The sequence below is a fragment of the Aegicerativicinus sediminis genome (assembly GCF_015476115.1).
Lineage (GTDB): Bacteria > Bacteroidota > Bacteroidia > Flavobacteriales > Flavobacteriaceae > Aegicerativicinus > Aegicerativicinus sediminis.
Map to the genome: position 1 here is coordinate 247,487 of NZ_CP064295.1, position 16,503 is coordinate 263,989.

Genomic DNA, 16,503 nt, shown 5'->3' on the forward strand with positions numbered 1-16,503 from the left:
CGGAATATGTAGGCAGTAACAATAGCCAAAAATAATCGTCTACACAGTAACAACCTAATCATTCATCAATCAATCAATCAAAAATGAACAGACTAATACTCTTGGTCGTCATGCTCATGCCGACCTTTTTTTTCGCAAACAATGGAGAAGTACGCACCGGAACCATAAAAGGAAAAGTTATTGATGCGTCCATCAATCAACCGCTCCCATATGTAAATGTCGTAATAAAAAATAATGAAAATGAAATTGTTACAGGCGGAATTACAACTGACGACGGAAGCTTTGAAATTAAAAAGGTACCCGAAGGCAACCTAACAGTAAACATTCAGTATATAGGTTATAAAACTATCGCTAGACCAGTGGAAATTGGAAATGGCCATTATAATATTGACCTCGGAAATGTTATTCTTGAGGAGGATATTTCTAGTTTAGATGAAGTCACAGTTGTTGCTGAAGTGTCGACCATTGAACAAAAAGTAGACAGAAAGGTAATAAATATTGGAAAGGATTTAACAACTACCGGTCCTACGGCTTCAGACATAATGAATAATCTACCTTCTGTTAACGTGGATCAACAAACTGGAGAAATCAGTTTGAGAGGAAACCAAAACGTTCGAGTAATGGTCGACGGGAAAATATCAAATATTCCTGCAGCACAACTCTTGAAACAGATTCCATCAACATCTATAAAACAAATTGAATTGATCACTAATCCCTCAGCCAAATACAATCCAGATGGTATGAGCGGTATTATAAATATTGTTTTACACAAAAATGCAAATGTTGGATTTAATGGAAATGCCACTGTAGGATACACTATCGATATTAAACCAAAATTCAATGGTTCAATAGATATGAATTATAGAAATGGCAAACTAAATTTCTTCGGAAATTACGGTACTAATTTCGGCGACAGAATAAATTGGGGATCTATCGATAGAATCGAGCAAGACATTACCCAACGTATTAACATATTAAACAATAATGAATCTCATCTTTATAAAGTTGGGTTAGATTATTACATAACCGAGAAACACACCCTTTCAGTTTTTACAAGTCAAAATTCCTATAGTGGAGGGGTGGTCGGAAACACAAGAATATTGTATAATAATGACCCTAGTCTTAATCAAATTCAGTCTATTGACAACTCTAACGATAATAATTCTGGTCAATACAACCTAGATTATAAAATAGATTTTGAAAAAGAAGGCCATAATATAGAGTTCGAAGCTGATTACAATCGTTTCAAATCCGATTCTAGGACAGACAATTTATATAACGCAGGTAATTTAAGGCCTGATTTCATTGAATTCAATGATACCGAACGAAATACAACAACGCTCAATTTAGACTATGTAAATCCATTATCTGATAAGAGTAAACTAGAGCTTGGGTTACAAGCAATCCTTTTTGATACGGACCTTATCTACGAATCTGATGGTAGAAACCAGGATGAAAATGGAAATTATTTCCCATCCCTTACCTCCTTTAATTATAAAAGAGATATTTATTCTGCTTATGCCACTTTTGGTAATAAATTGGAAAAGTGGACCTATCAAATTGGGTTAAGGGCCGAGCAAGTCAACGTTGATGCGAATGCATTAACTACCAATTTAGATGATAATACAACAGAGGATAGCTTTTTTGAAAATGACTATTTTCAAATTTACCCTTCGGCCTATTTAACCTACTCTCCATCTGAGAAAAATTCCTATCAATTGTCTTATAGCAGAAGAATTGATAGACCTGGAGTTGGACAAGTAAATCCTGTTCCAGAATTCACAACACCATTGATAACTCAGATCGGTAACCAGGCGTTGGAACCTCAATTTACAAATTCAATTGAATTGAATTATACCCGAAATATGAAAAAGGGAAGTATTACAGCGGGCGTATTCTATAGAGCTATTGAGGATGAGATAAATTTTGCAGTTTTAGTAGACAGAGCTGATTTAAACAGAATTATCTTAACAAGTGAAAATTTCGACAACACTTCATCTTATGGTTTTGAACTTTCATCAAATTATAGGCCAACAAAGTGGTGGAGCATAAATGGAAGTTTTGATCTGTTTTCCCAAACACAAAAAAGTATAACAGAACGTTTAGATCCTTCTGTACCAAACCCTACGGTAGATGATATTATCCTAGAAGTGGTAGAAGTTGATAACGTTGCTTGGAATCTCAGACTATTCAATAACTTCAAAGTAACTAACAAACTTTCCTTTTCAGCCTTTGGATTTTACCGAGGGAAAAACCAAAGTATTCAATTTGAAATGGAGCCAATGTATTTTGTAAATATAGGAATGAGATACAATTTCTTAAAGGATAATCGAATGACGTTAAGCATAAATTACAATGATATTTTCAATACAATGGAATCAAGAATTGTAGGCCAAAGACCTTTCCGCCAAAGAGCTGAATTTAATTGGGAAAGTCAAACCTTTTATGCAGGTCTGTCATACCGATTCGGTGGAGGAAAATTCAGAGCAAAATCTAGAAAAAATAGAGATGATAATACAAAAGATGGTGGTGGAGGATTCTTTTAGTAATCTTTTTAATAGTCCTCATAATAGTTGATGGTTAGTGTTAGTGAAGGCTATTAAATAAAAAGCCTGGGCAAAAACCCAGGCTTTTATCAAATTTTATAATAAAATGTTAAATTTTAAATAGTTATGCAACAAATTAACAAATTAGGCGTTATATATAGAGAGAGATTTTATTTTAACTTCACTTTTAATTAATTTGAATTAGCCTTCATCAATTAAAATCGAAAAAATAGAATCCATATAAAAGCCTGAACTCCTGTTCAGGCTTTGTGTTAATTAGGAGTTAAATTTATTTTCCGGTGAAATAAAAATCAACTTTTTACGTCTATAATATAGGTGATAAGTTTTTTAAAGTTAATCAACTATAAAAATTCACTGTTTTATAGTTTTTAGTGTTAGTTAAGGTTGGTTAATAGCTGAAAAACCCGAAACGAAACGTTTCGGGTTTTTTTAATCCCCCTAATACCATATTGAAGGGTTTTTAGGTTAAGTTATATTTTACCATTTAACGATGACACTACCCCAAGTGAAACCGCTACCAAATGCAGCAAGGACTACTAAATCTCCGTTATTAATTGCACCATTTTCCCAAGCCTCACTCAATGCAATAGGTATTGAAGCAGCAGTAGTATTTCCATAATACATGATGTTATTATAAACTTGGTCATCAACTAGGCCAAATTTTCGCTGTATAAATTGAGAAATCCTCAGGTTGGCCTGATGTGGAATTAACAAGTCAATATCATTTTTCGAAAGTCCATTTGCCTCTAAACCTTCCATAATTACTTCAGAAAATCGCTGTACAGCATGTTTAAAAACGAATTGACCATTCATATAGGGATAATAACTTTCATCGTTAGGATCGTTATCTTTCAATATATCAGACACCCATCGAGTCCCCATTCCAGGTGCTTTTAAAACCAATTCTTCGGCATGTTCACCTTCTGAATGTAAATGGGTGGATAATATACCCCTACTTTCATCTTCTTCCCTGCTCAAAATTACCGCACCGGCTCCATCTCCGAAAATAACAGTAACACCGCGACCACGGGTTGTTTTATCAAGACCTTTACTATGGAGTTCGCTGCCTATAACTAATATATTCTTGTACATCCCTGTTCGAATAAACTGGTCTGCCACTGAAATACCATATACAAAACCTGAACATTGATTTCGGACGTCTAAAGCCCCGACAGTTTTTAATTCCAAATCTTTTTGAACTTGAACCCCAGGCCCAGGAAAATACATATCAGGGCTTAGAGTTGCAAACACAATAAAATCGATATCATTTTTATCAATCCCCGAGCGTTCAATTGCAATTTTTGCAGCTTTAACACCCATTGATGCAGTGGTATCGTCACTCCCAGGGTCAATCCATCTCCTTTCTTTTATCCCAGTCCGCTCTTGAATCCATTCGTCACTTGTATCCATCATTTTAGACAAATCCTCATTTGTAACAACGTTGGAGGGTACATAATGGCCAACACCACTTATTTTGGAACGGTACATACCTTAAATTTTCATTTCTTCCTATCAGTTAAAAATACAACTTTTTTTAGGTAAAAAATCTCTCCTTAAGCAACCTTTCACGCTTTTTTCAATGAATGTGTTAAGAAATATGTTCTTTGCCAAAATTCAAGTAAATTTAAAGCTTAATCTAAATTTCAGTTTCATGAAACATGTATTTACACTTCTGTTTTTACTTTACGGTTTTTCCATCTTCGCACAGGATGGTTTAGAATACCAGAAACCTCCAAAAGAAATTTTAAATCTTGTCGATGTTTCTTTAGCGCCTAACGTGCGGATAGATCATAAGGGTGAGAATATGGTCCTTCTATACAGAGACCAGTTTAAATCTATCGATGAATTGTCTGAAACTGAATTACGGTTGGCGGGTCTTAGAATCAATCCAATTACAAATATTGGCAGTAGAACTCGCTATTTTAACAATGTCCAAGTTCAAAAAGTTGGGGAACAAAATCCTATTCAAGTATCCGGACTTCCAATTAGTTCTAGATTGTCAAACTTCTCTTGGTCTCCAAATGAAAGTAAAATGACATTTTTAAACACAGAAAAAACAGGTGTTTCTTTATGGGTCATGGACATAGCTACAGCAACAGCCAAAAAATTAACAGATGCAACTATTAATGCAAATTCAAGAGATGCAGTTAATTGGTTAAATGACAATGAACTAATCGTGAAGATGTTAGCCGAGGACCGTAAAGATTTGATTAATACAGCTGAAGCAGTTCCTGCAGGACCAACTGTTTCAGTAAGCGATGGCACTAAGGCACAAAACAGAACCTACCAAGACTTACTAAAAAATCCCAATGATGAATTCAATTTTGAACAGTTATCAAGATCTGAGCTTGTATTGATAAATCTTTCAGGCATAGTAAACCCATTTTTACCAGCAGACATGTATCGAAGTGTTAATGTCTCTCCAGATAAAAACTATGTAATGATCTCAACGATTAAGAAGCCTTTCTCATATTTGGTTCCATACAGCAGGTTTCCTTATGAAACCAACATATATAAATCTAACGGAACATTAGTTGCCAAGGTTAATGATGTCCCTTTGGATGAAGTTCGGCCAAAAGGCTTTATGGCAGAACGTATGGGAAAAAGAGACATGGGTTGGAGGGCCGATAAACCTTCCACTATTTATTGGACAGAGGCCTTAGATAAGGGTGATCCTGAAAACAAAGTTGAGTATAGGGATGCTGTTTATCAATTATCCTTCCCATTTACTGATACGCCTGAGCTTTTATTTAAAACTCCCCAGCGATTCTCAGGTATCCAATGGGGTAATTCAGAAACAGCAATAGTCTATGATATGTGGTGGGATACCAGAAATGCTAAGACCTATTTGTTCAATCCGTCGAATCCTCAAAAAGGACTTAACCTAATTAATGACAGAAATTACCAGGATGTCTACAACGACCCAGGAAATTTTCAATCTTCAAAAAATGAATATGGGGAATATGTCTTAGAAATTGATAAAGGAAAGGTTTATTTGTTTGGAAATGGATTCAGTGACAAAGGTCAATTTCCATTTATAGATGAATTAAATTTAACTTCTCTCAAAAAAAACCGACTGTATCAATCTCCATATACTAACAAAATTGAACAGTTAGATAGCCCTATAGATATGAAAAAGGGATTGGTTTTGGTAAGAATTGAGTCTCCCACGGAATATCCAAACTATTTTCTTCGCAACATTAAGAAAAAGGACAACCTAACTCAACTGACAAATTTTGATAACCCATTCAAAGGACTGCAAGGTGTACATAAAGAGGTAATAAAGTACAAAAGGGATGACGGTTTAGACCTAGATGCAACTTTATACTTACCACTAGATTATGAAAAAGGTAAAAAATACCCGATGATAATGTGGGCTTATCCAAGAGAATACAAGGACAAAAGTACTGCATCACAAAACACGTCTAATCCCAACGAATTTATTTATCCATCATATGGTTCCCCTATATATTGGGTGACACGTGGTTATGTAGTTTTGGATGATGCCGCATTTCCGATTGTAGGCGAGGGAAAAGAAGAGCCAAATGATACTTTTAGAAAGCAATTAGTTGCAAATGCAAAAGCAGCTATAGATGCTGTTGACAATTTAGGGTATATAGATAGAAATAGGGTTGCTGTTGGCGGTCATTCCTATGGTGCATTTATGACAGCGAATTTACTTTCACATTCCAATTTATTTGCAGCAGGGATTGCAAGAAGCGGAGCTTACAATAGAACTTTGACCCCATTTGGTTTTCAATCCGAACAGCGATCTTATTGGGATGCTCCAGAAATATACTATAATATGTCTCCCTTTATGCATGCCGATAAAATGAAAACTCCATTGCTGTTAATACATGGTGAAGCTGATAATAATTCAGGCACTTATCCTTTACAAAGCGAACGCTATTTTAATGCCCTGAAGGGCCTTGGGGCACCGGTGCGTTTAGTTATGCTTCCTAAAGAAAGTCATGGATATGCAGCTAAAGAATCAATTTTACATTTATTATGGGAACAGAATCAATGGCTGGAGAAATATGTAAAGAACAAGGAAACTTCCGACGACAACGGAACCAATTAAAATAGAAAACCGCCATTGGCGGTTTTTTTTGTGTCAGTTTGTCACAATTAATTGAATGGTATTTTTTTTGTCATAATCGTAACGAACTAAACGAATACTAATCGGTTTTGCTTTAGCAAAATCAATTCTTAAATAAAATAATTAGACATGACAAAAGGAAGTATTAATGTTTCAGTAGACAACATTTTCCCACTGATCAAAAAATTTCTATACAGCGACCATGAAATTTTTCTTCGGGAATTGATCAGTAATGCAACTGATGCAACTTTAAAATTAAAGCATCTTACTCGTCTTGGAGAGGCTCAAGTTGAATATGGCAATCCAATTATTGAAGTTAAAATCAATAAAAAGAAGAAGACCCTTCATGTTATTGACCAAGGTATTGGAATGACGGCTGAAGAAGTTGAAAAGTACATTAATGAGGTTGCCTTTTCTGGGGCAGAAGAATTTCTTGATAAGTACAAAGATAAATTAGATGGCGCTGGTATTATTGGCCACTTTGGACTTGGATTTTACTCCGCCTTCATGGTAGCTAATAAGGTAGAAATTATCACAAAATCCTATAAAGATGAACCTGCGGTTCATTGGGTTTGTGAAGGATCGCCAGAATTCACATTAGAACCTGCTGACAAAAAAGATAGAGGTACAGAAATCATTCTTCATATTACGGATGACGATAAGGAATTTTTGGAAGATTCTAGGATTCGTGAGCTCTTAAACAAGTATAATAAATTTATGCCGGTTCCTATTAAATTCGGAACCAAGGAAGAAACACTTCCCTTACCAGAAGGAGCAGACAAAGATGCTAAGCCAGAAAAAATTACTGTCGACGATATAATCAACAATCCGGAACCAGCTTGGACAAAGCAGCCAACAGACTTAAAGGATGAAGACTATAAAAATTTCTATAGGGAATTATACCCCATGCAATTTGAAGAGCCTTTGTTCAACATCCATCTTAATGTTGATTACCCATTCAACCTAACAGGTATCCTTTACTTCCCTAAATTAACAAACGACCTAAGCATACAAAAAGACAAAATTCAATTGTATCAAAACCAAGTGTTTGTTACGGATAATGTAGAAGGAATTGTACCTGAGTTTCTAACGCTTTTAAGAGGTGTTATAGATTCTCCTGACATTCCATTAAACGTCTCAAGGAGTTACCTTCAGGCCGACGGTAATGTGAAGAAGATTTCTTCATACATCACCAGAAAAGTAGCAGATAAGTTAAAGTCTCTTTTCAATGATAATCGTGAAGATTTCCAAAATAAATGGGACGACATTAAAATAGTGATTGAATACGGAATGCTTTCAGATGAGAAATTCTTTGAAAAAGCACAAGAATTTGCTCTATATCCAACAGTTGATGGTGAATACTTCACTTTTGAAGAGCTTCAGAATAAAATAAAGGACAGCCAAACCGATAAAGATGACAAATTGGTAATACTTTATGCGTCAGACAAAGAAGCTCAACACAGTTATATTGAGGCAGCCAAGGCCAAAGGGTATGAAGTGTTACTATTAGATTCTCCTATCATATCGCATTTGATGCAAAAACTTGAAATGAATAAGGAAAAAATTTCATTTACAAGGGTAGACTCAGATCATGTGGACAACCTCATCAAAAAGGATGATACTAAAATTTCTAAACTGTCTGATGATGAGAAAAAATCATTGGAAGAATTATTAAAAGAGGTGATCCCTGCTGAAAAATTCTCAGTTCAATTAGAGTCTATGGATTCTGATGCTGCCCCTTTCATTATCACGCAACCAGAGTTTATGCGTAGAATGAAGGAAATGCAGGCCACAGGTGGCGGTATGTTTGGCATGGGAAATATGCCAGATATGTACAATCTAATAGTTAACACAAACTCTGAATTGGTTGGTGAAATTGTTAGTACCAAAACCCGCAAAAAACAAGAACGTTTAATAAACCAGAGTCTTGATTTGGCAAAATTGTCTCAAGGCTTGTTAAAGGGTAAAGATCTTACCGAATTCATTAAACGCAGCTATGAAATGATTAAGTAAAATCGATTTCAATAATAATATGAAGGACCCATCGACATCTCGATGGGTTTTTTGTTTCTTTTCACCTCGAAAATTTATTCAAAAAAGGGTATCTTAAACTTTTTTATAACACCCTTTTATGAACTATTCAAAATACATCCCTCTTTACTTGCTACTTCTTGTAATTGGAATAGGGACCGCTCAAAATTTAGATACAAAAATCGATGCTATTGTTGCTAAAGAATATCCAGCAGACGGACCTGGCATTTCACTTTTAGTGGCCAAAGATGGAAAGCCAATTTATCGTAAGGCATTCGGTATGGCAAATTTAGAATTGCAAGTTCCTCTCAAACCAGAAAATGTGTTTGAACTTGGCTCAATAACCAAACAATTTACGGCTGTTTCTATATTAATGCTGCAGGAGCAAGGCAAACTGAAAATAACAGATGAGATCACCAAATATATTCCTGACTATCCGACCTTAAATAAAACAATTACGATATATCATCTTTTAAACCATACCTCAGGGATTAAAAGCTATACGGATTTGGTGAATTTTCAATCTACCGCTAGACTTGATAAAACCCCTTCCGAAATTATTGATGTCTTTAAAAATGAACCAATGGATTTTGAACCAGGTGAAAAATTTAGATACAACAATTCTGGATACATCCTGTTAGGATACATTATTGAACAAGTTTCTGGGGTCAGTTATGAGGAATTCATAAACAAGAATATTTTCAAACCATTAGGAATGAAACATAGTTATTACGGAAATAACTCCGACATAATTCCTAATAGAGCAGCTGGTTATAAAATGGATTCGGATGGATATGCAAATTCAGATTATTTGAGCATGTCTTTGCCATACGCCGCTGGCTCTCTTATGTCCACCATTGATGATCTTTTGAAATGGCAAAATGCGATAAATAGCAACAAATTAATTTCCAAGGAAAGCCTTGACAGTGCCATCCACGGTTCCGAATTAAATAATAGTGAACATATTCCATATGGTTTTGGTTGGGGTGAGCAAGATGTAAAAGGATCTAAGGGCTATGGGCATGGCGGTGGTATATTTGGGTATACTACGAATGAAATTTATTTTCCTAAAGAAAATATTTATGTGGTTGGTCTCACAAACTGCAATTGTAAAAGCATAGGCGCAACAACAGTAAAAGTTGCAGCATTAGCCCTAGGAAAACCCTTCCCAACAATGGCGGATGTTGTTAAGGTAGATATTAATGAACTAAATAAATGGGTTGGTAATTATCGTTTTGAAGATGGCGCTTTAAGAATTATTTCCCTTAAAGACGGTCAATTAATAAGTCAAAGACAAGGCAGTAATGAATTTAAAATCTATCCTCTTGGCAATAACCGATTTATGTTTGAAGATGGTTCCATTGAATATTTATTTTCTGGTGAAAATGGAAAAAGAAAAGTTGAAATGACTACCCAAAACGGCAAAACTACAGGTGAGGAAACTGAGGATGTTGAACCAATTCAAAATTCAAAGTATAGTGAAATTAATGTGCCGATTGAAACATTGAAAATTTATACTGGAGAATATGAATTGGCTCCAAATTTCATCCTAACGATTACTCAAGAAAATGATGGTCTATTTGCTCAGGCAACTGGCCAACCTAAGATTCAAATTTACCCTTTTGAGGAGGACAAATTTTTCTATAAAGTGGTTGATGCTCAATTAACATTTAATATAAACAAGGACGGTATATCGGAAAGTGTTGTGCTACACCAAAATGGAAATAACATCCCTGGCAACCGAAAAAATTGACCAACTTTTAGATCATTATTCTTGGGGTGTAGAACCACAGGTTCTATTATACGTTTGTTGAGCATATTCCTTACCCCCTGAAGGATAAAAGGGACCTTTAGGCTCAAATGAATCAAATAGGGCTAAGGCATTTTTCATATCGTCGCAAAATGGTGTAATATCTTGCTTAAAGTATTGCGCTGCTCCAATTTCCCATTCTACTTTACCAAAAGCAACACGCGGATTATTTGGAGCCATTTTTCTGGCTTCGGCATATAACTGAGTTATCTTAGGACTCATAGTCATCCCATATTTCATACCATCGAAAATAACCCAGCATGTTAAGAGTTGAGCCTGAAGCAAATGAAGTTCTTCATTATTTTCAGGTGAAAGGGTTTTGGCGTCATTTAAAAAATCCTGAGCTTTTTTCAATTTCGCTTTTAATTCGGCTTCATCTTTTTCATTAAAGCTTTGAAACACGTTAATTTGGGCCACATAAAACGGCGGCAACCATTCATTTGGTTCTGCATTTGCTATCCGTTCAAACATATTTGCAGCGTCCCAAGGTTTTCCCTCTTGCCACAAACCAAATGCTTTTTGCATGCCTTGCTCAAATCTAGATTGAGCTTGGGTTCCTATTGAAACAGTAACGATAAGTAAAAGAACAAGTTTTTTCATAATGCTAGTTTATTAAGATTGTTGATTTATTAATTTGTATTCAAATTTGATGTTTATCCATAGGCAATTCAATTTGAAAGAACTGAACTGTTATTATCATTGGACGAACTGTATATTTCCTATAAATTATCTAATTGATTATCACGGCCGTCATCACTAAGTGTCCAAAAGAATCCTATAAAGAAAAATTGATCAGCGGCCGGTCTTAAAGTCCTCCTATCAAAAATTCCATTATCAGGTCTATCCGCATATTGATAACCATTCACATTTTTAAACCCTAAGGCATTGCTTATAGAGAAGTAAAGAATTTTTTGTTGAGAAAGCAGATAGGCCCAATTGAAACTTAAACTATTATAAGGTTTGGTTTTTTCTTGCAGAATCCCTGGCTTGTTGGGATTGGTGTAACTTCTACCACTGCCATAATTGTAACTAAATCCAACTTGACTACGCCAATTTTCAATCCAGTATTTACCCACCACCGAAATATTGTGTTTGTTAACCACCGGTGGAGTGGCAGAATAGGGATAATTTAGATAAAGTCGTTCTGTATCTAAATAAGAATAACTCACCCAGTAATCTATATTCTTTAGACTTTGATTATCCCTCCAGAAGAAATCAATCCCTTGTGCATAACCTTTACCGTCATTCCCAAAATCAGAATCAAAATTTGGAAGATCATCTGAGTAGGTTATCAAATCATGATAATTCTTTCTATAAACTTCAGCCCTAAAAATTCTGTTATTATAACTGAATTGATAGTTTAGAATATAATGATCCGTCCTAGGGGATTCCATCTTATCACTAAATTTAATAACATCTTGAAACGGTTGTTGATAGAACTTCCCATATGCCAATGAAAGTTGCCCATTCTTCGAAGTTTTATAAGCAAATGAAATTCTAGGAGAAAGAGTAAATTCCTCTAAAAAAGAACCATATTCTGCCCTGACACCCACCTTCGCGGCCAACTTCTTAATAAAAATGACATCTGTCTCAGCAAATAATGCTCCTAATGGATTATTATACCCATACGATATATCAGTAATATTATCAGCAGCATAGGTTTCCTTGAAATCTGAATAAAAATATTCTGCTCCAAAATTCAATTTAATGTGTTTATTAAACCTCTTTTTTAATTTCAATTTAAGATGAAGGGAGTTATCAATGTTTTCAACTAATTGATCGGAAATAATCAGATCATTAAATGCTCTAGTGAAACTACCTCCACTAAAAAGTTTCCAGCTATCCCCTATCCTACCCTCATAACTGAAGTTGGAATAAAAATTATTGTTTTTCAATTTGAAATGAAGACCATCTTCATAATTGATATCCTCCTGGGTTAATTCAAAATTAGTAGCGTCAAAAGCACCATAGATTTTCAATAAGCCATTATTGAATTTTCTTCTAAATACTGACTCGGCCGCCATTACCTCAAATGGCTTTTCCCAATCATTACGATCTGGAAATATGGCATTATATGGTGAAAGGTTGAAATAACTTGCATTTACACTAAGTGAATTTTTGTCCCAAATTTGAGTATTTCCCAATCCTAGCCCAACAGACATTACTGAAATATCGGTTTTCTCTTGTGTAGGTTCATCTATTGTTTTCAAAAGTAAAACTGAAGATAGCGCTTGCCCATATTCAGCAGAATATCCTCCTGTTGAAAAAGTTATTCCATCAAACAAAAATGGGCTATACCTACCACGGCTTGGCACATTATTAGGAGAGGCAGTATAGGGTGTAAAAACTCTAATGCCATCAATGAAAATTTGGGATTCTCCAGCTTCTCCTCCCCTCACAAACAGCCTTCCGTCTTCAGCCACAGTGGAGGTTCCTGGCAATGTCTGTAACGCTCCAACAAAATCACCAAGTGCACTAGCCGTAGTAACAACATCCAATGGTTTTAATACAGAAACTTTACTATTATCTCCTGCCTCGAAAGTACCTGCTGAAATTACTACAGCATCCAAAGCACCAATGTCCTCCTTTAGTTCAATTCTTAAATCGATCATTTTTTCAACCTCCTCGATAAGCTTAAATGTCTCAAAGGATATAAAGGAAATGACTAGAGTTTGATTACCAGACTCCCCAGTGGAAAACTCGAATTTGCCATTAACATCTGAGGAAGTTCCGTCATAAGTTCCATCTAAATAGACATTAGCTCCCTCCACCGGACTTCCACCTGCAGAAGAAACGGTTCCGCTCACCACCATTTGCGCCGTCAAAAGCTGGGTAAAAAGGGAAATGTGAAACAGTAAAAACCGGGAATAGAAATCATTAGGTTTCATTTGGTTTGAAATTTATTTATTCAAACCTCCTAAATCATTACATCAAATTAAAAAGGGAATAGCTGAATTGTCAGTTAGGGGTACTGAATTGTTTGTGAGATATATTTTTTAAAAATTTTACTAGTAATATTATGGATTTCTTAAATAGCCCATTAGTACCTAAAAGATTAGGATTGATTGTTATACCGTGCTGATAAATAATAGACTTGTATATAAAACATAATTGCCAAAACTACAAAGGCATAGATAAAAATATAACCTGATTGAAAGTTCGGGAATATATTAAAGGAAGGCAATTCAAATTGTAAGATAGAATTATCTAAACCCCACCAATCAGTTCCTGCTGGATTTCCTTTAACCAAATAATAAATTATAGCAATAATTGATATAGCAAATGAGATTACAATGGTTTTCATGGAAATTAGGGGCTGGCTTTCAATAGAATTTATCTTATTATGTTGCTCGATTTTTTGAAGTAGTTTCATTTTAAAATCAGCAGAAGGAACCTCTAAGGTTTGATCCTTAATAAGGCTTCTTAATAATTTATCTATATTTTCATTTTCATTAGATTCCATACGATTCAAGAATTGCAGGTTCAACATTTTCTTTAATTACCGATGCCAGTTTAGAACGGCACCTATATAATTTTACTTTAGCATTATTTTCAGTTATCCCTAGAACCTCTGCAATTTCAGAAAGGGACGATTCTTCATAGTAAAATAAGGTTACTAAAAGGGCTTCATCTGCAGGCAATTGGTTAATGCATTCCTTTATCAATTGACTATGCTCACTTTTTTCAAATCCTGTCATTCCGCCCTCATTATCCGCAACAAAATACTTCTCAGTGGCCTTGTCAATTCCAAGAGACCAAGGTTTTCTCTTAAGTTGCTTCAAACGATCAAGGCATTTTCTATAAACTATTTTATATAACCAAGTTGATAACTTAGACTCACCTTTAAATTTGTCTATAGAAGCAATTGCTTTTATAAATGCATCTTGTGCCACTTCTTCCGCCTCTTCTCGATTACCCAATACTTTCAAGCACAATGTAAATACCATATGCTGATATGCTTCTATCAGTTCCGTATAAGCAGAAGACTTTTGTTGCCTCAGTCCTTCAATTAATAAGGTTTCGTTGTGGTTAGCCATTTTCAATAAGACGGTACCACTTATAAATAGGTTACAGTAAAATTAAAAAATAAATTTCTGCTTTTTGTAACCACAATTCAATTTGCGTCGTCCTATGGCACAGAACACATAAAAAGTAATCAATTAAAAAAAACAGTCATGGGATCAGAAGTTATTATTATGCCAATTATGATGGCAGTATTTTTCGGAATCGTTTATCTCTATTTTTCAACTAGACACAAAGAAAGATTGGCTCTTATAGAAAAAGGAGTTGATGCAAGTATTTTTATGGAAGGTAAAAAGCATACTGCACCAATATGGAAAGTATTGATTTTAAATCTTGCGCTTTTAGCAATGGGTATTGGTTTAGGAATTTTCTTGGCAGGAATCCTTCATTATAATTTAGGAGTTCAAAATAATATTGCATTTCCCGGAACAATATTCTTCATGTCAGGTCTTGGTCTAATAATTGGCTTTTTCTTAACCAAGAATATAGACAAGGAATAAACATCCAACCAAAACTAATATTAATGCCCTGTTAACAGGGCATTTTTAGTTTATAATAATCTATTCCTTAAATTTACAATTCAATTTATATTCAGATTAATAGATACTTATATTAAATGCCCCAACTTTTCAATAATTCAAGAGTTTCATCCTTTTTAAATTTAACATTAACCTTTTTAATTGCGAACCTAGCTTTTGCACAGACCGTAGTTTTAGACAGTGTAACCAAGCAACCTGTTTCTTATGCCACAATTTCCTTTGGCAACGGGCAAGGTATATTTGCTGATGATAAAGGCAAATTTATATTCACCAAAAAACTTTATCCAGACGTAGATTCGCTATTCGTTACTGCCTTGGGGTTTAAAGATTTAAGCATTGCAACAGAAAATTTACCGGAAACCTTATTGCTAGTTTCAGCTCCAGACGAATTAGAAACGGTAGAACTTTTTTTTAGAGCAGATCAAAAGTTTGATGAAGAAACTACGAAACCTATTACAGATAATGATTATTTTAACTGTTGGTTACCTACAATAGAATCCGAAATTGCCGTTTATTTTCCAAAGAAGAATGAAGAAAAAACCAGAATTTCGAAAGTAATTTTTCCCATTACTCCCGAATCCAAAGATTGGGATAAAAGAAAACGATCAAATTCTGAAAAACATTCCTTCTCCACACTTTTTAAGATAAAATTCTACGAAAATGAAGGTGAAAAACCCGGAAAACCTCTTAGCTATGATACCTATGTTGTTAGAACCACAGAAAAAGACGGCGACCAATTTACCTTAGACATTTCAGATCGACCTTTACTAATTCCAGAGGATGGAGTATATATTTCTATTCAAGTGTTAGGTTATACAGATAAGGACGGCAATCTACTTCCAAACAAAAAATACAAGGAAATAAAAACTGGAGGTACGGTGGTTAAAATTCCAACCAATTTTAGACCATTATTGCCATTTACAGACAAATGGTCTGCCAATAGAACATTCATTAAACGCGTATTTATTAGTAATTCAGAATGGACCTCTTTTCAACCAGGGACTGGCATACAATCAAGTCTCTTAAAAAAAGGGCTTAATAATTATGGGATTGGCGTAACCTATCGAATTTATGAATAGTCTACCTTGGCATCTAGTTGTAATGGCAAGCATGTATATTTTTGCTGGAGCGATGCATTTTATCAAACCAAAAGTATATCTACGGATTATGCCCAGATATCTACCGAACCATAGATTATTAGTGTATTTAAGCGGGTTTGTTGAAATAGCTCTTGGTTTGGCTCTATTGGTGACTGAGCTCAGGAATATTGCGATAATTGGAATAATTGCGATGTTAACGATATTTTTATTAGTACACTTCTACATGTTAAAGGGCGAAAAAGAAGGGGTTGGAATACCAAAATGGATATTAATACTAAGATTACCACTACAGTTTTTCCTTATGTACTGGGCATGGTTTTATAAAAATTTCTAA

12 protein-coding genes are annotated in these 16,503 nt (G+C 34.8%); 7 read left to right on the plus strand and 5 right to left on the minus strand.

The features are described from left to right. Positions 1–83 precede the first annotated feature (83 nt). Positions 84–2,546: a TonB-dependent receptor domain-containing protein gene (locus ISU00_RS01140; protein ID WP_228852208.1), complete on the plus strand. Its 2,463-nt coding sequence runs from the start codon at positions 84–86 to the stop codon at positions 2,544–2,546. Positions 2,547–3,044: 498 nt separating this feature from the next. On the opposite strand, the gene ISU00_RS01145 is transcribed toward ISU00_RS01140, so the two are convergent. After that, a complete protein-coding gene (locus tag ISU00_RS01145) occupies positions 3,045–4,055 on the minus strand; it encodes a 3-oxoacyl-ACP synthase III family protein (protein WP_228852209.1) in 1,011 nt (336 codons plus the stop codon). A 163-nt stretch (positions 4,056–4,218) separates the two neighbouring features. Between ISU00_RS01145 and ISU00_RS01150 the strand changes: the two genes are divergently transcribed. From ISU00_RS01150 to ISU00_RS01160, 3 genes are all read left to right on the plus strand, one after another. Beyond that, a complete protein-coding gene (locus ISU00_RS01150) occupies positions 4,219–6,648 on the plus strand; it encodes an alpha/beta hydrolase family protein (protein ID WP_228852210.1) in 2,430 nt (809 codons plus the stop codon). Between the two features lie 147 nt (positions 6,649–6,795). Then, positions 6,796–8,679 (plus strand): molecular chaperone HtpG, encoded by a 1,884-nt coding sequence (htpG, locus tag ISU00_RS01155; RefSeq protein ID WP_228852211.1) that lies wholly within the window; start codon positions 6,796–6,798, stop codon positions 8,677–8,679. Between the two features lie 118 nt (positions 8,680–8,797). After that, positions 8,798–10,450, plus strand: a complete 1,653-nt coding sequence (locus tag ISU00_RS01160) for a serine hydrolase (RefSeq protein ID WP_228852212.1) — start codon at positions 8,798–8,800, stop codon at positions 10,448–10,450. Between the two features lie 15 nt (positions 10,451–10,465). Here ISU00_RS01160 and ISU00_RS01165 read toward each other — a convergent pair whose 3' ends face one another. The 4 genes from ISU00_RS01165 to ISU00_RS01180 form a co-directional block, all read right to left on the minus strand. Continuing rightward, positions 10,466–11,107 carry a hypothetical protein gene (locus tag ISU00_RS01165; protein ID WP_228852213.1) on the minus strand — a complete coding sequence of 214 codons (642 nt, stop codon included), beginning with the start codon at positions 11,105–11,107 and terminating at the stop codon, positions 10,466–10,468. A 119-nt stretch (positions 11,108–11,226) separates the two neighbouring features. After that, positions 11,227–13,395, minus strand: a complete 2,169-nt coding sequence (locus ISU00_RS01170) for a TonB-dependent receptor (protein WP_228852214.1) — start codon at positions 13,393–13,395, stop codon at positions 11,227–11,229. 167 nt (positions 13,396–13,562) lie between these two features. After that, positions 13,563–13,970 carry a hypothetical protein gene (locus ISU00_RS01175; protein ID WP_228852215.1) on the minus strand — a complete coding sequence of 136 codons (408 nt, stop codon included), beginning with the start codon at positions 13,968–13,970 and terminating at the stop codon, positions 13,563–13,565. Next, positions 13,960–14,544 (minus strand): RNA polymerase sigma factor, encoded by a 585-nt coding sequence (locus ISU00_RS01180; protein ID WP_228852216.1) that lies wholly within the window; start codon positions 14,542–14,544, stop codon positions 13,960–13,962. Before ISU00_RS01180 ends, ISU00_RS01175 begins: the two co-directional genes overlap by 11 nt. A gap of 138 nt (positions 14,545–14,682) precedes the next feature. Here ISU00_RS01180 and ISU00_RS01185 point away from each other — a divergent pair, with 138 nt between their 5' ends. From ISU00_RS01185 to ISU00_RS01195, 3 genes are all read left to right on the plus strand, one after another. After that, positions 14,683–15,030: a DUF6249 domain-containing protein gene (locus tag ISU00_RS01185; RefSeq protein ID WP_228852217.1), complete on the plus strand. Its 348-nt coding sequence runs from the start codon at positions 14,683–14,685 to the stop codon at positions 15,028–15,030. Between the two features lie 116 nt (positions 15,031–15,146). After that, on the plus strand, positions 15,147–16,148 hold the full coding sequence (locus ISU00_RS01190) for a carboxypeptidase-like regulatory domain-containing protein (protein ID WP_228852218.1): 1,002 nt from the start codon (positions 15,147–15,149) through the stop codon (positions 16,146–16,148). Continuing rightward, entirely contained in the window at positions 16,141–16,503 is a 363-nt protein-coding gene (locus ISU00_RS01195) for a DoxX family protein (protein WP_228852219.1), read from the plus strand. The genes ISU00_RS01190 and ISU00_RS01195 overlap by 8 nt, the downstream gene beginning before the upstream one ends.

Coding starts and splice junctions, on each gene's coding strand:
- ISU00_RS01145 (WP_228852209.1), bottom strand. CDS start 4,055: ATGTACCGTTCCAAAATAAGTGGTGTTGGCCATTATGTACCCTCCAAC.
- htpG (WP_228852211.1), top strand. CDS start 6,796: ATGACAAAAGGAAGTATTAATGTTTCAGTAGACAACATTTTCCCACTG.
- ISU00_RS01160 (WP_228852212.1), top strand. CDS start 8,798: ATGAACTATTCAAAATACATCCCTCTTTACTTGCTACTTCTTGTAATT.
- ISU00_RS01185 (WP_228852217.1), top strand. CDS start 14,683: ATGGGATCAGAAGTTATTATTATGCCAATTATGATGGCAGTATTTTTC.
- ISU00_RS01180 (WP_228852216.1), bottom strand. CDS start 14,544: ATGGCTAACCACAACGAAACCTTATTAATTGAAGGACTGAGGCAACAA.
- ISU00_RS01195 (WP_228852219.1), top strand. CDS start 16,141: ATGAATAGTCTACCTTGGCATCTAGTTGTAATGGCAAGCATGTATATT.
- ISU00_RS01175 (WP_228852215.1), bottom strand. CDS start 13,970: ATGGAATCTAATGAAAATGAAAATATAGATAAATTATTAAGAAGCCTT.
- ISU00_RS01140 (WP_228852208.1), top strand. CDS start 84: ATGAACAGACTAATACTCTTGGTCGTCATGCTCATGCCGACCTTTTTT.
- ISU00_RS01170 (WP_228852214.1), bottom strand. CDS start 13,395: ATGAAACCTAATGATTTCTATTCCCGGTTTTTACTGTTTCACATTTCC.
- ISU00_RS01165 (WP_228852213.1), bottom strand. CDS start 11,107: ATGAAAAAACTTGTTCTTTTACTTATCGTTACTGTTTCAATAGGAACC.
- ISU00_RS01150 (WP_228852210.1), top strand. CDS start 4,219: ATGAAACATGTATTTACACTTCTGTTTTTACTTTACGGTTTTTCCATC.
- ISU00_RS01190 (WP_228852218.1), top strand. CDS start 15,147: ATGCCCCAACTTTTCAATAATTCAAGAGTTTCATCCTTTTTAAATTTA.